The sequence below is a fragment of the Streptomyces sp. JLBT605 genome (genome assembly GCF_058215555.1).
On record NZ_CM177087.1, the window covers coordinates 3,422,658 to 3,440,860 of the forward strand.

The 18,203-nt window shown below is 72.2% G+C and carries 13 protein-coding genes; 7 read left to right on the top strand and 6 right to left on the bottom strand.

The genetic code is table 11. From position 1 onward, the window contains the following. Positions 1 to 112 precede the first annotated feature (112 nt). Complete coding sequence (locus AC4BDD_RS14850; protein WP_490691476.1) at positions 113 to 1,771, bottom strand: protein kinase domain-containing protein; 1,659 nt, start codon at positions 1,769 to 1,771, stop codon at positions 113 to 115. A 332-nt stretch (positions 1,772 to 2,103) separates the two neighbouring features. Between AC4BDD_RS14850 and AC4BDD_RS14855 the strand changes: the two genes are divergently transcribed. Next, on the top strand, positions 2,104 to 3,753 hold the full coding sequence (locus AC4BDD_RS14855) for a protein kinase domain-containing protein (protein WP_490691477.1): 1,650 nt from the start codon (positions 2,104 to 2,106) through the stop codon (positions 3,751 to 3,753). Positions 3,754 to 3,837: 84 nt separating this feature from the next. On the opposite strand, the gene AC4BDD_RS14860 is transcribed toward AC4BDD_RS14855, so the two are convergent. The 3 genes from AC4BDD_RS14860 to AC4BDD_RS14870 all read right to left on the bottom strand — a co-directional run bounded on the left by AC4BDD_RS14860 (position 3,838) and on the right by AC4BDD_RS14870 (position 6,276). Next, positions 3,838 to 4,866, bottom strand: coding sequence for a phosphotransferase (locus AC4BDD_RS14860; RefSeq protein WP_490691784.1), 1,029 nt, complete (start codon positions 4,864 to 4,866; stop codon positions 3,838 to 3,840). A 132-nt stretch (positions 4,867 to 4,998) separates the two neighbouring features. Beyond that, the gene (locus AC4BDD_RS14865; RefSeq protein ID WP_490691478.1) at positions 4,999 to 5,454 is read right to left on the bottom strand and encodes a pyridoxamine 5'-phosphate oxidase family protein; all 456 of its coding nucleotides are present in this window, start codon (positions 5,452 to 5,454) and stop codon (positions 4,999 to 5,001) included. Positions 5,455 to 5,610: 156 nt separating this feature from the next. Next, entirely contained in the window at positions 5,611 to 6,276 is a 666-nt protein-coding gene (locus AC4BDD_RS14870; protein ID WP_490691479.1) for a response regulator, read from the bottom strand. A 348-nt stretch (positions 6,277 to 6,624) separates the two neighbouring features. Here AC4BDD_RS14870 and pdhA point away from each other — a divergent pair, with 348 nt between their 5' ends. From pdhA to AC4BDD_RS14890, 4 genes are all read left to right on the top strand, one after another. After that, a complete protein-coding gene (gene pdhA / locus AC4BDD_RS14875; protein ID WP_490691480.1) occupies positions 6,625 to 7,779 on the top strand; it encodes a pyruvate dehydrogenase (acetyl-transferring) E1 component subunit alpha in 1,155 nt (384 codons plus the stop codon). Position 7,780: 1 nt separating this feature from the next. Further along, the gene (locus AC4BDD_RS14880) at positions 7,781 to 8,761 is read left to right on the top strand and encodes an alpha-ketoacid dehydrogenase subunit beta (RefSeq protein ID WP_490691481.1); all 981 of its coding nucleotides are present in this window, start codon (positions 7,781 to 7,783) and stop codon (positions 8,759 to 8,761) included. A 23-nt stretch (positions 8,762 to 8,784) separates the two neighbouring features. Next, positions 8,785 to 10,230, top strand: a complete 1,446-nt coding sequence (locus AC4BDD_RS14885; protein ID WP_490691482.1) for a dihydrolipoamide acetyltransferase family protein — start codon at positions 8,785 to 8,787, stop codon at positions 10,228 to 10,230. Between the two features lie 126 nt (positions 10,231 to 10,356). Further along, the gene (locus AC4BDD_RS14890) at positions 10,357 to 10,635 is read left to right on the top strand and encodes a hypothetical protein (protein WP_490691483.1); all 279 of its coding nucleotides are present in this window, start codon (positions 10,357 to 10,359) and stop codon (positions 10,633 to 10,635) included. Between the two features lie 70 nt (positions 10,636 to 10,705). Here AC4BDD_RS14890 and AC4BDD_RS14895 read toward each other — a convergent pair whose 3' ends face one another. Further along, a complete protein-coding gene (locus AC4BDD_RS14895; protein ID WP_490691484.1) occupies positions 10,706 to 11,692 on the bottom strand; it encodes a zinc-dependent alcohol dehydrogenase family protein in 987 nt (328 codons plus the stop codon). Positions 11,693 to 11,842: 150 nt separating this feature from the next. Between AC4BDD_RS14895 and AC4BDD_RS14900 the strand changes: the two genes are divergently transcribed. After that, complete coding sequence (locus AC4BDD_RS14900) at positions 11,843 to 12,808, top strand: AraC family transcriptional regulator (RefSeq protein ID WP_490691485.1); 966 nt, start codon at positions 11,843 to 11,845, stop codon at positions 12,806 to 12,808. A gap of 72 nt (positions 12,809 to 12,880) precedes the next feature. Here AC4BDD_RS14900 and AC4BDD_RS14905 read toward each other — a convergent pair whose 3' ends face one another. Then, the gene (locus tag AC4BDD_RS14905; protein WP_490691486.1) at positions 12,881 to 16,729 is read right to left on the bottom strand and encodes an nSTAND1 domain-containing NTPase; all 3,849 of its coding nucleotides are present in this window, start codon (positions 16,727 to 16,729) and stop codon (positions 12,881 to 12,883) included. A 217-nt stretch (positions 16,730 to 16,946) separates the two neighbouring features. Between AC4BDD_RS14905 and AC4BDD_RS14910 the strand changes: the two genes are divergently transcribed. After that, on the top strand, positions 16,947 to 18,161 hold the full coding sequence (locus AC4BDD_RS14910) for a hypothetical protein (RefSeq protein WP_490691487.1): 1,215 nt from the start codon (positions 16,947 to 16,949) through the stop codon (positions 18,159 to 18,161). The last annotated feature ends 42 nt before the right edge of the window (positions 18,162 to 18,203 follow it).

An 18,203-nucleotide genomic window follows, 5' to 3' on the forward strand; every position in this document is an offset into this window, starting at 1 on the left:
TGCGCGTGCCGGGCCCGTTCGTTCAGATGGCCAACCGGGCCAGACGGCCAACTCGGCCGGCCTGTCAGTCCGCCAGTCCGCCAGTCCGCCAGTCCGTCGGCCGATCAGCCGGTCAGGACGGCTTGCCGGTGGAGACGGTCAGCTCGATGGTCTCGGTCGACGGGTTGTACGCGTTGCTGTAGCCGCTGGGGGTGTAGTCGATCACCGCGCCCTTGCCCCAGACGTTCTCGTTCTCGTAGGTGATGTGGTACTTCCAGTCGGCCGCCCGGATGCACGCCTTCACCGAGTCCACGGAGAGGTACTGGAACTCCGGCACGTAGTAGGCGCCGGGCTCGTCGTAGGCCTCGGTGGCGTCGGTGCACTTCTTGGTCTCGATGAGCTTGTTCTTGATGTCCGTACCCGGGTTGAAGCCGGACGGCGTCGCGGTCGCGGTCTTCGTGGGCTTCTCGGTGGGGCCGTCGTCCGCGCTGTCCCCGGAGGAGCCGCCACTCAGCGCGACGACGACCACCACGCCGATGACCGCCAGTGCCGCCACGATCGCGGAACCGATGATCACGCGCTTGTTGCCGTTGTCCTCGCCGGAGCGGCCACCGCCGCCACCGGCCGCGGTGGGCGCGGAGGACGCGGAGTAGTTGTACGGCGGCGGAGTGCTGGGACCGGCGTTGTACGGCGCGGTGGCCGTGGGCGCCTGGGCGGCGGCGTACGGCTGGGTGGGCGCGGTGGACGGCCCGAAGCCGCCGTTGAAGCCGGAGCTCTGGGGCTGGTACGGCGTCTGCACGCCCTGCGCGCCCGGGGCCGGGGTGTCCAGCGGCGGGAAGACGGACGCGCCGACCGCCGAGCCGCTGTTGGTCGCCGGGCCGCCGCTGATGATGACCGGCGAGGCTCCGGTCTGGCCGGAGCCGCTGATCCTCAGGCACTCGTCGCGCATCGCCTCGGCGGTGGGGAAGCGCTCGTTCGGGTTCTTCTTGAGGGCCCGGGCGACCAGCGCGTCCACCGCGGGCGGGATGGCCTGGTTGATCGTGGAGGGAGCGACCGGCTCCTCCTGGACATGCGCGTACGCGATGGCCAGCGGCGAGTCCGCGTCGAACGGCAGCCGGCCGGTGAGCAGCTCGAAGAGCATGATGCCGACCGAGTACAGGTCGGAGCGGGCGTCCACGCCCCGGCCCAGCGCCTGCTCGGGGGAGAGGTACTGCGGGGTGCCGACGACCATGCCGGTCTGCGTCATCGAGGTGACCCCGGACTGCATGGCGCGCGCGATGCCGAAGTCCATCACCTTGACCACACCGCGCTTGGTCATCATGACGTTGCCCGGCTTGATGTCGCGGTGCACCAGGCCCATCTCGTGGCTGACCTCCAGGGCCGCCAGGACATCGCCGGTGATCTTGAGCGCCTTGTCGGTGGGCATCGCGCCGTACTGCTGGACATCCGTGTCCAGTACCGAGCGCAGCGGGTGGCCCTGGACGTACTCCATGATGATGTACGGCATCAGGGCGCCGTCGATCTCGTCCTCGCCGGTGTCGAAGACCGAGACGATGTTGGTGTGCGAGAGCTTGGCCACCGACTGCGCCTCGCGCCGGAAGCGCTCCCGGAAGGACTGCTCGCGGCCCAGCTCGGTGTGGAGTGTCTTGATCGCGACCTGGCGGTCCAGCGCGGTGTCGTAGGCCAGGTGCACGGAGGCCATGCCGCCCTCGCCGAGCAGATCCTGGAGCTGATAGCGGCCGCCACCGATCGACTGGCCCGCGTAGCGGCCTTGTGCGCCGTGCTGGCTCATTGTTTTGCTTCCCCCTCGGCGCACTGCCCCGGCGCATGGATCCGCGCTGATCGTCGCTGATCTTCCGCTGACTTCGCTGAGCGTCGTGTCGTATCTGGCTGAACTCGATATCCTCGCCAAGTCTGCCCCAGGCCACGGACACGTCAAGTTGCGTGCCCGTTCCGTGACCGGATGCGCAAGAAGCCGTCACGCGATTTGCCTTGCTTCTACGCTTACGGGTTTGATGGCCGGTCCATCCCGGACCGGTGCGGGGCGCGGAACCTGTAGCGTGCACTGTCGGAGCACCGTATATAACGCCCGCGCGAGCGGACAGATCACGACGGCGAGGACCGATGGCACAGACCCAGAGCGCCCATGGGCCCTTGGAACCTGATGCTGGGGGCGCCTCCCGGCCCGACAGCAGTGGTGGCGGGGGTTCGCACGGCCCCGTGGCGTCCGGCGGCCAAGTGCCCGATTCCCCGGAGATGTGGGGGAACGGCGGGCTGGTCGGCGACGGCCGCTACCGCCTCACCCACCGTCTCGGCCGCGGCGGCATGGCTGAGGTGTTCGCCGCGGAGGACGTCCGTCTCGGCCGCACGGTCGCGGTGAAGCTGCTGCGCCCGGATCTGGCCGAGGACCCGGTGTCCAAGGCGCGCTTCACGCGCGAGGCGCAGTCGGTCGCCGGACTCAACCACCACGCCGTCGTCGCGGTCTACGACTCCGGCGAGGACACCGTGCAGTACAGCGGGACCAACGGACCCGGCCAGCACACCGTCCCTTACATGGTGATGGAGCTGGTCGAGGGCCGGACCATCCGCGATCTGCTGATCAACGCCGACGCCCCGCCGGCCGATCAGGCGCTGATCATCGTCTCCGGAGTGCTGGAGGCCCTCGCCTACAGCCACCAGCACGGCATCGTGCACCGTGACATCAAGCCCGCGAACGTGATCATCACGCACAGCGGCGCAGTGAAGGTCATGGACTTCGGCATCGCCCGCGCCCTGCACGGCGCGGCCTCCACCATGACCCAGACCGGCATGGTCATGGGCACGCCGCAGTACCTCTCCCCCGAGCAGGCCCTCGGCAAGGCCGTGGACCACCGGTCCGACCTGTACGCCACCGGCTGCCTGCTCTACGAGCTGCTCGCGCTGCGCCCGCCGTTCGTCGGCGAGACCCCGCTGTCCGTCGTCTACCAGCACGTCCAGGACACCCCGGTGCCGCCGTCGCAGGTCTCCGACGGCGCGGTGCCGCCGGAGCTGGACGGCCTGGTGATGCGCGCGCTCGCCAAGGACCCGGACGACCGCTTCCAGAGTGCGGAGGAGATGCGCGGCCTGGTCGGCTACGCGCTCCAGATGCTCCAGGACGCGGGCGGTCACACCGGCACCTGGAACACCGGTCCGGTCACCCAGCACCTCGGCGGTTCGACCCCGGCCATGGGCATGCCCGGCGCCACCGGCGCCCTGCCGCACCCCGGCCAGGGCGACACCTCCCAGCAGCCGATCATCCCGATCGGTTACCGGGACGACGACGGCGGTTTCGACGGCGGCTCCGGTCGCGGCGGTTCCGGCCGCAGCGGTCGCGGCAAGATGTGGCTGCTGGCGGTCCTGGCGATCATCGCGGTCGCGGCCGGCGTCGCCTTCGCGTTGAAGGCCAGCCAGGAGAACAAGGACAAGGAACCGAAGAAGCCGGGCACTTCGACCTCGCAGACCAAGACCAAGGAACCGACCAAGAAGCCGACCGAGGAGCCCACCCAGTCCGTGGAGCCGGGCGGCATCGGCGGGGACCCGGGCACCTGGACGCCGTCCGAGGAGCCCACCGACCCGACGACCGACCCGACCGACGACTGGACGGACGAGCCGACGGACGAGCCGACCGATGAGCCCACGGACGAGCCCACGGACGAGCCGACCGACGAGCCGACGGACGAGCCCACGGACGAGCCGACCGATGAGCCGACGGACGAGCCCACCGACCCGACGGGCCCCACGCCCGAGTTCCCGTAGCCGCCCGGGTTCCCGTAGTCGATTGGATCCGCCCGCCGGACCGGCCGCCGCAGGCCGGACCGGCGGGCGGTGCGCGTGGGGCGGTCAGCCCGCGAACGCCTCGCGGACGGCCCCGTACTCCCGCGTCCACCACACCGCCAGCGCGGCGGCCGCCGGGAACTGCGGGTCGGCCCGCCGGTCGCCCAGCTGGTAGTGCCAGCGCAGCATCCAGAAGTCGTTGAGCCGCTCCCACCACACCCGGTGCACGGCGGCGGCCAGCTCGGCCGGGCCGGCGCCGGTCACACAGCGGTAGGCGCGCGCGTACGGGCGCACCTTCGCCAGCTCCAGGGCGCCGCCGGGGCGTACGAAGAAGATCGCGGCGGCGCGCACCGCCTCCTCGGCGCGGGGCTGCACGCCCAGCCGGTCCCAGTCCACGATCGCGGCCGGCTCCGCGTCCCGGTAGAGCAGATTGAGCGGGTGGAAGTCGCCGTGCACCCAGCCGGTGGCCGGCACCGCCGCGGCCGCCGGGCGGCGGTGCGCGTGCCGCTCCAGCAGCGCCCGGCGCTCGACCAGCCGGTGCACGGCCAGGTCATCGAAGGGGTCGCGGCCCTGCCGGGCCCGGGCCAGCGCCAGCAGCCGGTCGATGAGGCGATAAGTCTGCTCCGGATCGGCGCCGGCCTCGTCGGGGGCGTGCGCGGCGTGCGGGGCGGGCGTACGCGGGTCGATGACCTCCTCCAGGCACATGTGCACCAGCCCGAGCAGCGCGCCCAGTGCCCAGGACTGCGCCTGGCTCAGCTCGCCGCCATCGCGGTGCCGGCCCTCCACCCACGGGTGCAGTGCCCAGCATCGGCCGTCGATCACGGTGACGGTGTCCCCGTCGGCGTCGGCGACCGGCGGCGCGACCGGCAGGCCGAGCGCGTCGAGCCGCGCGGTGACCCGGTGCTGGCGGGCGATGGCGGCCCGGTCGCCGTCGAGGTGGTGCTTGAGGAAGTAGCCGCCGTGGGTGGTGGTGAGCCGGTAGCCGCGGTTGAGCAGGCCCTGGGTGAGCGGACGGCAGGCCAGCGGTTCGCCGGGGAGGTCGTAGCGGCGCAGCAGGGTGTGCAGCGTCCCCTCGTCCGGGGCCCGGTGCGCCACGTGGGTGCTGTGGCCGCCGTGTGCGGCCTGTGCCTGGGGAGCCCTGTGTGCCTGGGAAGCCCTGTCAGCGGTGGGGGACTTGGCGAGGGTGACAAGTGAGCGCGGCACGCGACAGATGTTAGATGAGCCGGGTCACGGAGAGTGCTCGAGTTGACGCGGAGCGATGCCTGCGATGTGATGGACGGTCACGAACTGTGGCGACACGCGCAAAAAGACCGCCTCGAAGGGGGCGTCGTCGGCGCTCCGGGGCGCCGGGCCGAAGCGCTCCAGCTCGGCCGCGGTGGGGGTGGCCAGGCGCGCGGTGCCCACGCATTGCACGGACCACAGCTCGCCCGCGGCGCCCGTCGCCTCGTGGTGGAGGGTGTCCGCGGCATAGCCGATCACATGGCCGTCGCAGGCCCGGTGGTATCCGTAGCCGCGGTGCATGCGCAGCAGGATGTCCTCGCCGGCGACGATGTGCCGGGTCACGACGGTGACCGGCAGTGCTCCCAGGCTCACCGCCACGCGCCCGTAGTGGGTGCGGTCGAGCAGGTCCATGGCGCGTCGGTCGAGCGGCTGGGTGCGTATCCGGCGGTCGTCGGTGGGCATGGATCCACCCTGACCGGCGGATCGGGTGCGGAGACAGGGGCGGCGGCCCCGAGCCGTATGGGCCCAAGGTCCCGAAAAGCCGGCCGGCTCGAGGTCCCGAAAAGCCGGCCTCGGAAGCCGGCCTCAAGGGCCGGCCCGAGCCGCCGGTCCGCTGGATCAGCGCTGCTCGGCCTGGAGGCGGGCGACGTACGCCGCGGCCTGGGAGCGGCGCTCCATGCCGAGCTTGGCGAGCAGGCTGGAGACGTAGTTCTTGATGGTCTTCTCGGCCAGGTGCAGCCGCTCGCCGATCGCGCGGTTGGTCAGCCCCTCGCCGATCAGGTCCAGGATCCGGCGCTCCTGTTCGGTGAGGCTCGCCAGCCGGTCATCGCCCCGCGCGCCGCCGGGCCCGGCCTCCCGCAGCCGCTCCAGCACCCGGGCGGTGGTCTCCGGGTCGAGCAGCGACTTGCCCGCCGCCACGTCCCGTACCGCGGAGAGCAGTTCGTTCCCCCGGATCGCCTTCAGTACATAGCCCGAGGCGCCGGCCATGATCGCGTCGAAGAGCGCCTCGTCGTCCGCGAAGGAGGTGAGCATCAGGCACCTGACGCCGGCGTCCCGGGAGCGGACCTCCCGGCACACCTCCACCCCGCTGCCGTCCGGCAGCCGGACGTCGAGCACCGCCACATCGGGGCGGACCGCGGGAATCCGGGCGATCGCGTCCTCGGCCGTACCGGCCTCTCCCACCACGGTGATGTCCGGCTCCCCGGCGAGCAGATCGTGTACCCCGCGACGCACCACCTCGTGGTCGTCAAGGAGAAAAACCGTGATTTTTCCGTCTTCGGGCACGGATTTAGTTTCCCACATTGACCCTTCCGAAGCTCGAGGTCAGCGGGATAACGTGCCGTTGTTCCGGCGGCCTGCGAGGCTGTGACCAGTAAAAGGTTCCCGATAGATCGCAATTTACTTGGATATCCAAGCAAAGTTGCAGGTCAGAGGGGGTTTCGCACACATGCGACACACTGGGTAACGTGCCTTTTGCGGGCCATCCACCGGGACGACTGTCACGCCCGGTCGGACCTCGGCGCACCCACCCCGTGTGCTGTCGGCGACGGGGCGAGCCGCTCTCCCTGCCTCGGGCAGGGGGATCCCCAGCCACCGGCGGACCCCGGGGGCCGGACAGACGGAGGAGCACACGTGACCGTGGACAGCACTGCCGCGCGCAAGCCACGCCGCAGCAGCAGCAAGCGCAGCAGCGCCAAGCAACGCCCGGCGGACGAACCTCAGCTCGTACAACTGCTGACGCCGGAGGGCGAGCGGGTCGAGCACCCCGATTTCTCCATCGACCTGAGCGCCGAAGAGCTGCGCGGACTGTACCGGGACATGGTGCTGACCCGCCGCTTCGATGCCGAGGCCACCACTCTCCAGCGCCAGGGCGAACTGGGCCTGTGGGCCTCGCTGCTGGGCCAGGAGGCCGCGCAGATCGGCTCCGGCCGGGCCCTGCGCGACGATGACTACGTCTTCCCCACCTACCGTGAGCACGGCGTCGCCTGGTGCCGCGACGTCGACCCGACGAATCTGCTCGGCATGTTCCGCGGCGTGAACAACGGCGGCTGGGACCCCAACACCAACAATTTCCACCTGTACACCATCGTCATCGGCTCGCAGACGCTGCACGCCACCGGATACGCGATGGGCGTGGCGAAGGACGGCGCGGACAGCGCGGTGATCGCCTATTTCGGTGACGGTGCCTCCAGCCAGGGTGATGTCGCGGAATCCTTCACCTTCGCCGCCGTTTACAACGCCCCGGTCGTCTTCTTCTGCCAGAACAACCAGTGGGCCATTTCCGAGCCGACCGAGAAGCAGATGCGGGTGCCGCTCTACCAGCGCGCACAGGGCTTCGGCTTCCCGGGCGTGCGGGTGGACGGCAATGACGTCCTCGCCTGCCTGGCCGTGACCCGGGCCGCGCTGGAGCGCGCCCGCAGCGGCGAGGGCCCGATGCTGATCGAGGCCTTCACCTACCGCATGGGCGCGCACACCACCTCCGACGACCCGACGCGCTACCGCACCTCCGAGGAGCGGGAGCTGTGGGAGGCGCGCGACCCGATCCTGCGGCTGCGCACCTACCTGACCGCCGAGGGCCTGGCCGACGACGCCTTCTTCGCCGAGCTGGAGACCGAGAGCGACGCGCTGGCCAAGCGGGTGCGGGACGCCGTGCGGTCGATGCCCGACCCGGACGACATGGCCATGTTCGAGCACACCTACGCCGACGGGCACGCGCTCGTCGACGAGGAGCGCGCGGCCTTCGCCGCGTACCAGGCTTCGTTCGTGACCGCCGAGGAGGGCAACTGACATGGCTGCGGAAAAGATGTCGCTCTCCAAGGCGATCAACGCGTCCCTGCGCACCGCGCTGGAGAACGACCCCAAGGTCGTGATCATGGGTGAGGACGTCGGCAAGCTCGGCGGCGTCTTCCGGGTCACCGACGGCCTGCAGAAGGACTTCGGCGAGGACCGGGTCATCGACACCCCGCTGGCCGAGTCCGGCATCGTCGGCACCGCCATCGGTCTGGCGCTGCGCGGCTACCGCCCGGTGGTGGAGATCCAGTTCGACGGCTTCGTCTTCCCGGCGTACGACCAGATCGTCACCCAGCTCGCGAAGATGCACGCGCGGTCGCTGGGCAAGGTCAAGATGCCCGTCGTCATCCGCATCCCCTACGGCGGTGGCATCGGCGCGGTGGAGCACCACAGCGAGTCGCCCGAGGCGCTGTTCGCGCACGTCGCGGGGTTGAAGATCGTCTCCCCGTCGAACGCCTCGGACGCCTACTGGATGCTCCAGCAGGCGATCGCCAGCGACGACCCGGTGATCTACTTCGAGCCGAAGCGCCGCTACCACGACAAGTCCGAGCTGGACACCGCGGCGATCCCCGGCCCGCTGCACGCCGCCCGGGTGGTCCGCGAGGGCACCGACCTGACCCTGCTCGCCTACGGCCCGATGGTGAAGGTCGCCCTGGCCTCCGCCGCGGCCGCCGCCGAGGAGGGCAAGTCGATCGAGGTGGTCGACGTCCGCTCGGTCTCGCCGATCGACTTCGACACCATCCAGCGGTCGGTGGAGAAGACCGGCCGGCTGGTGGTGGTGCACGAGGCGCCGGTCTTCTTCGGCTCCGGCGCGGAGATCGCCGCCCGTATCACCGAGCGGTGCTTCTACCACCTGGAGGCACCGGTGCTGCGAGTCGGCGGATATCACGCCCCGTACCCGCCGTCCCGGCTGGAGGACGAGTACCTTCCGGATCTGGACCGGGTGCTCGACGCCGTCGATCGCTCGCTGGCGTACTGAAGGGCTTGAGGAGAGTCGTGACCATGACTGCAAACGGCCAGCGCTTCCGCGAGTTCAAGATGCCCGACGTGGGCGAGGGGCTCACCGAGGCCGAGATCCTCAAGTGGTACGTCGCACCGGGTGACACGGTGACCGACGGCCAGATCGTCTGCGAGGTGGAGACCGCCAAGGCCGCGGTCGAGCTGCCGATCCCCTTCGACGGGGTGGTGCACGAGCTGCGCTTCGGCGAGGGCGTCACGGTGGATGTCGGCACCGTCATCATCGCCGTCGACACCCAGCCGGGCGCCGGTGAGGCACCCGCACCCGCCGCGGCCCCGGCCGCCGAGGCCGCCCCCGCTCCGGCGGTGGAGGAGGAGCCCGAGGAGCCGCAGGGCCGCCAGGCGGTGCTGGTCGGCTACGGCGCGGCCCCGTCGTCCACCAAGCGGCGCGCCCGCAAGCCGCAGCCCGGCGCCCCGGCCCAGCCGCCCGCGGCTGCCCCGGCACCGGTCGCGGCCGAGCCGGTCCGCGCCGCCGTCCAGGGCGAACTGAACGGCCACGGCCCGGCCGCCGCGACCGCGTTCACCGCCCCGGCCGGCGCCCGCCCGCTGGCCAAGCCGCCGGTCCGCAAGCTCGCCAAGGACCTCGGCGTCGACCTCGCCACGGTGACCCCGACCGGCCCGGACGGGATCATCACCCGCGAGGACGTGCACGCCGCGGCGGCCCCGGCCCCCGCGCCGGCGCCTGCCGTCGCCGAGACCGTCACCCCCGTTCCGGCCGCTGTCGGCGCGGACCGTGAGCGCCGGGTGCCGGTCAAGGGCGTGCGGAAGGCGACCGCCCAGGCGATGGTGGCCAGTGCCTTCACCGCCCCGCACGTCACCGAGTTCATCACGGTCGACGTGACGCGGACGATGAAGCTGGTCCAGGAGCTCAAGCAGGACCCGGACATGGCGGGCTTGCGGATCAACCCGCTGCTGCTGGTGGCCAAGGCCCTGCTGCTGGCCATCCGCCGCAATCCGGACATCAACGCGTCCTGGGACGAGGCCAACCAGGAGATCGTCTACAAGGACTACGTCAACCTGGGCATCGCGGCGGCCACTCCGCGCGGGCTGATCGTCCCGAACATCAAGGACGCGCAGGCCAAGACGCTGCCCGAGCTGTCCCAGGCGCTCTCCGAGCTGATCGCCACCGCCCGGGACGGCAAGACCAGCCCGGCGGACATGTCCGGCGGCACGATCACCATCACCAACGTCGGCGTCTTCGGCGTCGACACCGGGACCCCGATCCTCAACCAGGGCGAGGCCGCGATCCTCGCCTTCGGCGCGATCAAGCTCCAGCCGTGGGTCCACAAGGGCAAGGTCAAGCCGCGCCAGGTGACCACCCTCGCCCTCTCCTTCGACCACCGCCTGGTCGACGGCGAGCTGGGCTCCAAGGTCCTGGCGGACCTGGCAGCGATCCTGGAGAACCCCAAGAAGCTCATCACCTGGGGCTGACCGGCGGATTGCCCGATCACCTGAGTGCCCGAGGGGGCCGGGAGCGGATGCTCCCGGCCCCCTCGGCCGTTCCCTGCCCGATGCCCCGGACAGTGTTTTCCCTGGTGAGATGCCTAGGGTTGAGCCATGACATGGAGCGAGGCGGAGTACGTCGCGTATCTGGCATCCGAACGGCGCGGCTACGCATGGGTGATGGAGCATCATGGCGGTCTGACACCGGCGGAAGCCACCGAAGCCGCCCTGGAGTTCTACCCGTACGAGCCGGATGACGGCAGCCCTTACCGCGGGCTTGTCTTCCATGACGAGGCGTGGCACTGGGCGATGCTTGGTATTCACGGTGATCGGTACGTGGTGGAGCGTCCCGACCTGATTGAGCCGTCACCTGAGTACCGGGCGCTTGAGTGAAGAGGCGGGCGAGTTCGACTGCCCCTGGCCCGCCCGCCCGCCCGCACGCACGCCCGCTCAGGCCACCGCATCAGTGGGCGACGGTGACCACGATCTTGCCGATCTGGCTGTTGGACTCCAGGTGGCGGTGGGCCTCGGCGATCTCCTCCAGGTCGAAGGTGCGGTCGATCAACGGGGCCAGGGTGCCCGCGCGCAGGCCCGCGTCCAGGAAGTGCCAGACCCGGCGGCGGACCACCGGGTCGCCGGTGACCTGGAGGTTGCCGTAACCGAGGATGCGCAGCGTCCAGTTGAGCGGCAGCGGCGCCGGCCTCGGGTCGAGCCAGCCGTAGACGATGAGCAGCCCGCCCGGCGCGACCGCCTGGGCGACCTCGGCCAGGCCGGGGCCGGAGACGGAGTCGAAGACGATGTCGGCACCCCGGCCGTCGGTGACCTTGGTGACCTGCTCCCGCAGATCACCTTCGTCCAGGACGATCACGTGTGCCGCGCCGAGCCGCTCCAGGCGCTCGCGCTTGGCCGCACTGCGGGTGACCGCGATCGGGATCGCGCCGAGATGGCGGGCTATCTGGATCGCCGCCACCCCGACGCTGCTGGAGGCGGCGGTGATCAGCACGGTGTCCCCGGGGCGCAGCTCGCCCTTCTCCACCAGCGCGCCGTAGGCGGTGCTGTAGGAGAGCCAGAGCGCGGCTGCTGTCACCGCGTCGGTGGAGCCGGGGCGGTGGATGAGGTCGCCGGCCGGCAGGCGCAGCGTGTCGCCGTAGACCCCGTTGGCGCTCATCTCGCCGGTGGTCGTCGTCAGCACCTGGTCGCCCACCGCGAAGTCGGTCACCCCCGCTCCGAGCGCCACCACCTCGCCGGCCGCCTCGTAACCGAGCCGGGATCCGGGCAGGGTGGGCTGGTAGTAGTAGCCGCCGGAGCGGAAGAGCGCCTCCGCCCGGTTGAGGCCGAGGGCGTCCACGCGGAGCAGCACCTCGCCGGGGCCCGGCTCGCCGAGCTCCACCTGCTCGATCCGCAGCACCTCGGGGCCGCCGATCTCGTCGAACACCACCTGCTTGGCCATGGTTCACTCCGCTCGTAAAGGAGATGTGTGACGGACGGTCAGGGCGCCTCTGACCTCGATGGATTCACCGTACGAAGGCCGCGCCCGGCCGCCCATGCCGCAGCGTCTTGCGATCATGCGCGCTCGTCTTCGGCGGGTACGCTCGCCCGCATGGACGTACTCAGCGACGCGATCACCGCGATGCGCGCCGGGCGGCCGCACGCCGGCCGCAGGCGGCGGCACGGGGCCTGGGGGCTGCGCTTCGCGGCCTCGGACGGGGTCGGCTTCCACGCGGTGCTGGAAGGTTCCTGCTGGGTGCTGCCGGAGGACGGCAGCCCGCCGATCCGGCTGGCCGCGGGCGATCTGGCCTTCGTGCACGGCGTCGGGTACGGCCTGGCCGACGACCCCGGCACCCCGCTGGTCGAGGTGGCCCCGAACGCCGACGGCTCCTGGCCGTCCGACCCGGGCACCACCGACGACGGAACGCCGGGGACGCTGATGCTCTGCGGCGCCTACCAGCTGCACCGGTCCCGCCCGCATCCGCTGCTGAGCTGTCTGCCCGGCCTGGTCCGGCTGCCCAGCCAAGGCCGGCCGCTGGGCGGGGTGCTGGAGCTGCTGCGCATCGAGACGGAGCAGACCCGGCCCGGCGCGGCCGCCGCCACCAGCGGTCTGCTCGACACCGCGCTGCTGTACATCCTGCGGGCCTGGTACGACGGACACGCCCAGGCCACGGCCGGCTGGGCGGCGGCACTCCACGACCCGGCGATCGGGCAGGCGCTGAGCGCGATCCACCACCAGCCGGCCCGCCCATGGACGGTCGAGGAACTGGGCGCGGTGGCGGGGCTGTCCCGGGCGGCGTTCGCGAAACGGTTCACCGCCTTCGTCGGCGAGCCGCCGCTCGGCTATCTGACCTGGTGGCGGCTGACCCTGGCCGGCGGGCTGCTGCGCGAGGGCGACCAGCCGCTGCGGGTGGTCGCCCAGCGGACCGGCTACGCCTCGGAGTTCGCCTTCGCCAAGGCGTTCAAGCGGGAGTACGGGGTCGCCCCGGGCCGCTACCGGGCACAGCGCTCGACCGCCGCCGCCGGGCCGGCCTCTCCGCGGGAGGCGGAGGGAGAGGGGCTGGTCGAGGTCGGCTGACGGGAGCCGCGCCACGGCGACGCCGCCGGAGACCCCTGAGCGTGCGGCGCCACGGCGATCCCGCCGGACGCGTCAGCAGATGTCGCGGTACGGGACCTCCGGGATGTACGTGGACCAGTCGGCGCGCGACAGGCCGCCGCCCGCGCGTTCGCAGACGGCTGCGACGACGCGGGTCGGGTCGACGGGGTAGGCCCTGAGCGGGGTGCGGGCCCCGGCCACCAGCAGGGTCCGGTCGTCGGGGCTGAACGCGATCGCCCGGACGGGATCGGCCGCGGTGGTCAGCGTGCTGCCCAGCGGGCGCCCCGAGGCGGCGTCCCACAGCCGCACCGTGCCCTTCGCACCCGCCACGGCCAGCGTCGCCCCGTCGTGCGAGTAGGCGAGGGCGGCCACCGGCTCGGCCTTCTGGGCCTGGCCCGAGTCCGTTCCGGAGAGGGAGCCCATGGGTTGCCTGCCGTCGCCGTCGTACACGCTCACCCGGCCGGAGGGCCCGCCCAGGGCGAGCCGTTCGCCGTCGGGGCTGTAGGCGAGCGCACGGGCGTTCCGCTGCCCGGTGGCACCCGAGGCCCTGCGGGCCGAGGGCAGGGTGAAGCCGATCCCCTGCGTGGTGGCCAGCAGCCGCCCGTCGGGGCGCACCGCCAAGGCGCCGGCCGGAGGATCCGCCCAGACGGCGGTTCCGAGGTCCGGCTTCTCGGTATGCCGCGGCACTTGTTGCCGGCGCTGCGCGTCCCACTTCTCCAGTACGGCTTCGGGGCCCTGGCGGAGGGCGTAGAGCGAGGAGCCGTCCGGGCTCAGCGCGATGGCATCGGCGCTCTCCGCGTCCTTGGCGTGCGTCGCGAGCACCAGCTCCGCCCGCTCGCGGTTCTCCCGCAGATCCCACACCGTGATCCGCTCCGGGCGGGCTCCGGTCCCTTCCCGGTACTGGACGTCCGGGTCGTCGTGCACCTTGTCGCCACCGACCCCGTAGGCCAGAGTCCGTCCGTCGGCGCTGAACGCCAGGTGCGCCCAGCACTGTTCGCTCTTCCGCAGCGGCTGGTCGGCTGTTCCGCAGTCGACCGGGGGCAGCGAGGTCGCCGGGCCGCCGCCGTCGGTGGGCCGCGCCTCGAACCGCATGCGATCCCCGTGGCGGCGGGCCGTGACGACCAGCCGCCCGTCGGGGCTGAACGCGGCTTTCCGGGCCGGCTCCCGGCGCCGCGGGGAGGCGGTGGCATCGCCGACGAACAGGGTCCGCACGGCGCCGGTGCCGTCACCGGTCCCCTCCTGGTACCGGATCACGCCCCGGTCCAGGTCGAGCCAGTGGCCCAGGACGTAATCGCCGGCCAGCCGGTGCGAGTAGACCGCCTCGGCGGAGCCCGCGGAGATCCGCCACAACGTGATCTTCTGGTCGGCCACCGTGGAGACGAACCGTCCGTCGCGGCTGAAACGGACATCGTCCAGCGTGTCGGCGTGGTCGAGGATCCGCACCGTCTTCCCGGAGCTCAGGTCCCAGATGGCGAGCTCCTTTCTGCCGACGGCCAGCCCGCGGCCCTGCGGATCGAACTCCCACGCTCTGCCACCGTCGGGGGTCGGAGCGCTACTGCAGACGGCGCGCGACAGCGCCGCCGCGCGGGGCGGGCGCACCTGACGCCGCGCGGCGACGTCCCACAGTTCCAGGGAGCTCCCCACGCACAGCGTCAGGAACCGGTCGTCCGGACTGACGACCGGCTGGTAGACGTCCTCGCCCTCGCGCTGGAACACCAGGCGCCCGCGCCGCACGTCCCAGAGCCTGATCGAGTGGCCGTCCTCCAGGACCACCGTGCGCCCGCTCGGGGCGAACCCGGCGTTCAGGGTGTCCGCGGGCCCGGGAGCAGGGCGCGGACCGACCGGCTTACCGGTGTCGAGGTCACGGACGGTCAACTGACCGCCCGCCGCCACCAGCAATCGCCGCCCGTCCGGCGAAAGGCCCTCCACCCGCTCCGCACCGGCCAGGCGGAGTCCGCCCGTCCGGCGGTGGCCGGCCACATCCCAGCGCTGTGCGCGGCCGGCCGCGACGCGCACCGTCGTCCGCCCGTCCGCGCTGAAGTACGCCTCCATGTCCGGGTCCTCGCCGGGAATGGTGAAGGAGTCCTGCTCCGTTTGGGTCACCGCGCCCAGCAGCGCCGCCCGCGCCTCGTCCGTGTGGCTGATCCGCCACGCGGCGGCGCTCAGCCGCAGCGCCGTCACCGGGTGGGCGGAGCGCATGGTCTCCGCGATCGACGCGAGACGGCGAGAGGTGGCCTCGGCGCGGCGCTGGTCACCCTCGCGCTTGGACTGCCAGGCCGCCATTCCCGCCACCATCACCAGGACGAGCAGCAGGGACAGCGTGCCGACCACGGCCCGGAATCGGCGGCGCTCACGCCGCCGCCCGCCGCTGCTCGCGGTGAGGAACGCCCGCTCCAGGGAGGTGAGGGCGGCCCGCTCCCGGTCCGAGCCGAACGCCTCCTCCGCCTCCGCCAGGCGCGCCCCGCGGTACAGCGCGCCCGGATCCCGGTCCAGCTCCTGCCACGCCCGCGCGGCCTCCGTCAGCTTCCGGTGGACGCGCAGCCGTCCGCGGTCCTCCTCGATCCAGCCCCGCAGCCGCGGCCAGGCGGTGATCAGCGCCTCGTGGGCGAGGTCGACCACCCCGTCATCCACTGTCACCAGGCGGGCCCGGACCAGGCGCTCCAGCACCACCGATGTGTCGTCCGGCGTCTCCCTGGGGGTTCCGTCCGCTTCCAGCTCCGCCCGGTCCGCCGGACGCCGGGTGTCCGGTGCGCCGTCGCCGGGGGTGATCAGCCGCAGCAGGATCCGGCGGGCCAGCTCTGCCTGGCGCGTGGACAACTCGCCGTGCACCCGCTCCGCCGTCGCGGCGATGGCGCCGTGGACCCCGCCCACGGACTCGTACGCCTCCTCCGTCAGCGTCCGTACGCGCCGCCGGCGCCAGGTCTCCAGCAGGGCGTGGGACATCAGCGGCAGCGCGCCCGGTTCGTCGGCGACCTCGGACACGATCCGGGCGGTCAGGGACCGTTCCACGATCAGGCCCGTCGCGGCGGCCGGCCGCACGATCGCCTCGCGCAGCTCGGCCGGTCCCATCGGGCCGACGAGCAGCGTGGCGCCGCGGAGCGCGGCGGCCAGCCCGCGGTGTCCGGCGCACCGGCCGAAGAAGTCGGCTCGTACGGCGACCACGACGCGCAGCCGGCTTCCCGGTTCGCGTGCGGCGAGCAGCGCATCGATGAACTCCCGCCGCTCCGCCGGATCCTGGCAGAGCGTGAACACCTCCTCGAACTGGTCGACGATCAGCCAGGTGTCGCCGTCGCCCGCCTTCGGGGCCAGTGCCGCGCGGTGGGTACGGGCCGGGTGGTCACCCGGCGTCAGGACCCGTATGACGGCCGGCGGCGGTGGAGCCGACGGGGCGCCGCCGCCGGTCCCGGTCTCCCGGAGCACGGGTATCAGGCCCGCCCGCAGCAGTGAGGACTTGCCGCTGCCGGAGGGGCCGAAGACGGCGGTGAACCGGTTGCTCCGGGTCAGCTCCACGACGTCGGCGACGAGCCGGTCCCGCCCGAAGAAGCGCTCGTGGTCGCCGACTTCGAAGCGGGCCAGGCCGCGATAGGGCGGGTCGGCGGCGGCGTCGTCCTCGGCCCGCTCCATGACCGCGGCCTGTGTCGCACGCGCGGCCGCCTCGCGCCAGCGCTCCTCCCACTCCGCCCGGTCCCCGCCGCAGATCCCGACGTACGCCAGCGTCACCGGCAGCGAGGGCAGCTGCTCACCCGCCGCTGCCTGGGACAGGGCCGTGGCCGAGTACGGCGCCCGCTGCGCCATCGCGCGGTAGGTCGGCCCCCCGGCCTCCTGACGCAGCTTGCGCAGCTCGTAGGCGAAGCGCTGAACCGGACCGGCGCTCGGGTCCACCGGCCTCTCACGGCGGCCCACCCTTGTCCCCCCTTGTCCTGCACTTCCTTGCCCTGCTCCCCCTCAACACCCCCGCTCACCAGCGCCTTTATCAATTGATCAGTGCTTCGGAAGGGGGCCGCTGATCAACCGTACAGCCGCTTTCAATGGCGGAGCGGTCGAGCCACGGCGCCCCCCACGGGGGAGGGGACACGGGCCGTCCGCTGACCTGTAGATGAAAGGCAGCAACGTGAAGAAGATGACCAGTACCCGCGGTGTCCGCGGTGCGATGGCGGTGTTGGCCGGGCTGACGCTGGCCGCGAGCGCGACGCCGGCGTTGGCCGCCGTTTCCGCGGCCGAGTCCACTCCGTCCCCGGCCTCGCCGCGTGCCGCCGGGTGGAGCGAGTCGAAGGTGACGCCGGGCAACGCCGCGCTCTACGCCTCCACGCGGCCTGACGCGAAGACCACATGGGTGGCGGGGATGCGGATCGTCCAAGAGGGGGACGACGCCGTGTTCGTGCCCGCTCTGTGGGAGCGCGACGAGCGCAAGGGCCCCGGCTGGAAGCGGGTGAAGACGGCGCCCGTGACGGCGGCGCCCCATGAGGACGTCCGGTTCAATGACGTCGATGCCTCTTCGCCGCGCAACGGCATGCTGGTCGGGGACTACGTGGAGCAGGTCGGTGGTGTGGTGACACAGCGCTGGAACGGCACGGCGTGGAAGTCCGCTGTCGCTCCGGTGCCCCGGGGGACGGTGTCGGCCGGGTTCACCTCCGTCGACACTCGCGCTCCCAACGATGCCTGGGCAGCGGGCTGGACGCAGGTAAGGGGGGAAGACGGCTCCAGGGTCGCCGGAACCCTCCAGCACTGGGACGGCACCCGCTGGAAGGCGCAGAAGCTGCCGGACGTCGTTGGAGGGGACAAGGACCAGCCGTGGATGCTGTCGAGCGTCACCGCGCTCGCCGCCGACGACGTGTGGGCCGTGGGCCGCACGGGCTTTTTCACTCCCGAGAAGCCGGTGCTGCTGCACTACGACGGCACACGCTGGAGCAAGGTCGCCGTTTCCGGCGTCCCCGCCCACGCGGGGCTGAATGAGGTCGCCGCCGGGCCGGGCGGGCAGCTGTGGGCCGTGGGTGGGTCGGAGGCGTCCGACAGCTCCATGCATGCGCTGGCGCTGCGGTACGACGGACGGAAGTGGACCAACGTCCCACTGCCGAGGGGGACCGGGGAGCTGAACTCGGTCGCGATCAGCCAGGGTGACCCCGTCGTCCTGGAGCGGAAGACGGAGGAGACCAGCGCCGTGTTCCGCTACTCCGGCGGTCGGTGGGTGTCGATGAAGCTGCCCGCCGACGGTGCCAAGCCGTATGCGGCGAGCGACATCTCGGTCTCGGGCCGGACCATCGACGTCGTCGGTGAGCGCCCGGAGACGGGCACCCAGGTTGTGGGCCCCGGCTCGGTGCTGACCGCGCGCCGGTAACGGCGGGTGAGAGGGGATGGGCGGTTGGACGCCCATCCCCTT

Excerpts from the sequence above, each read along its gene's own strand:
- AC4BDD_RS14855 (WP_490691477.1), top strand. The coding sequence starts at position 2,104 with ATGGCACAGACCCAGAGCGCCCATGGGCCCTTGGAACCTGATGCTGGG.
- AC4BDD_RS14900 (WP_490691485.1), top strand. The coding sequence starts at position 11,843 with ATGGACGTACTCAGCGACGCGATCACCGCGATGCGCGCCGGGCGGCCG.
- AC4BDD_RS14865 (WP_490691478.1), bottom strand. The coding sequence starts at position 5,454 with ATGCCCACCGACGACCGCCGGATACGCACCCAGCCGCTCGACCGACGC.
- AC4BDD_RS14885 (WP_490691482.1), top strand. The coding sequence starts at position 8,785 with ATGACTGCAAACGGCCAGCGCTTCCGCGAGTTCAAGATGCCCGACGTG.
- AC4BDD_RS14890 (WP_490691483.1), top strand. The coding sequence starts at position 10,357 with ATGACATGGAGCGAGGCGGAGTACGTCGCGTATCTGGCATCCGAACGG.
- AC4BDD_RS14880 (WP_490691481.1), top strand. The coding sequence starts at position 7,781 with ATGGCTGCGGAAAAGATGTCGCTCTCCAAGGCGATCAACGCGTCCCTG.
- AC4BDD_RS14910 (WP_490691487.1), top strand. The coding sequence starts at position 16,947 with ATGACCAGTACCCGCGGTGTCCGCGGTGCGATGGCGGTGTTGGCCGGG.
- AC4BDD_RS14850 (WP_490691476.1), bottom strand. The coding sequence starts at position 1,771 with ATGAGCCAGCACGGCGCACAAGGCCGCTACGCGGGCCAGTCGATCGGT.
- AC4BDD_RS14895 (WP_490691484.1), bottom strand. The coding sequence starts at position 11,692 with ATGGCCAAGCAGGTGGTGTTCGACGAGATCGGCGGCCCCGAGGTGCTG.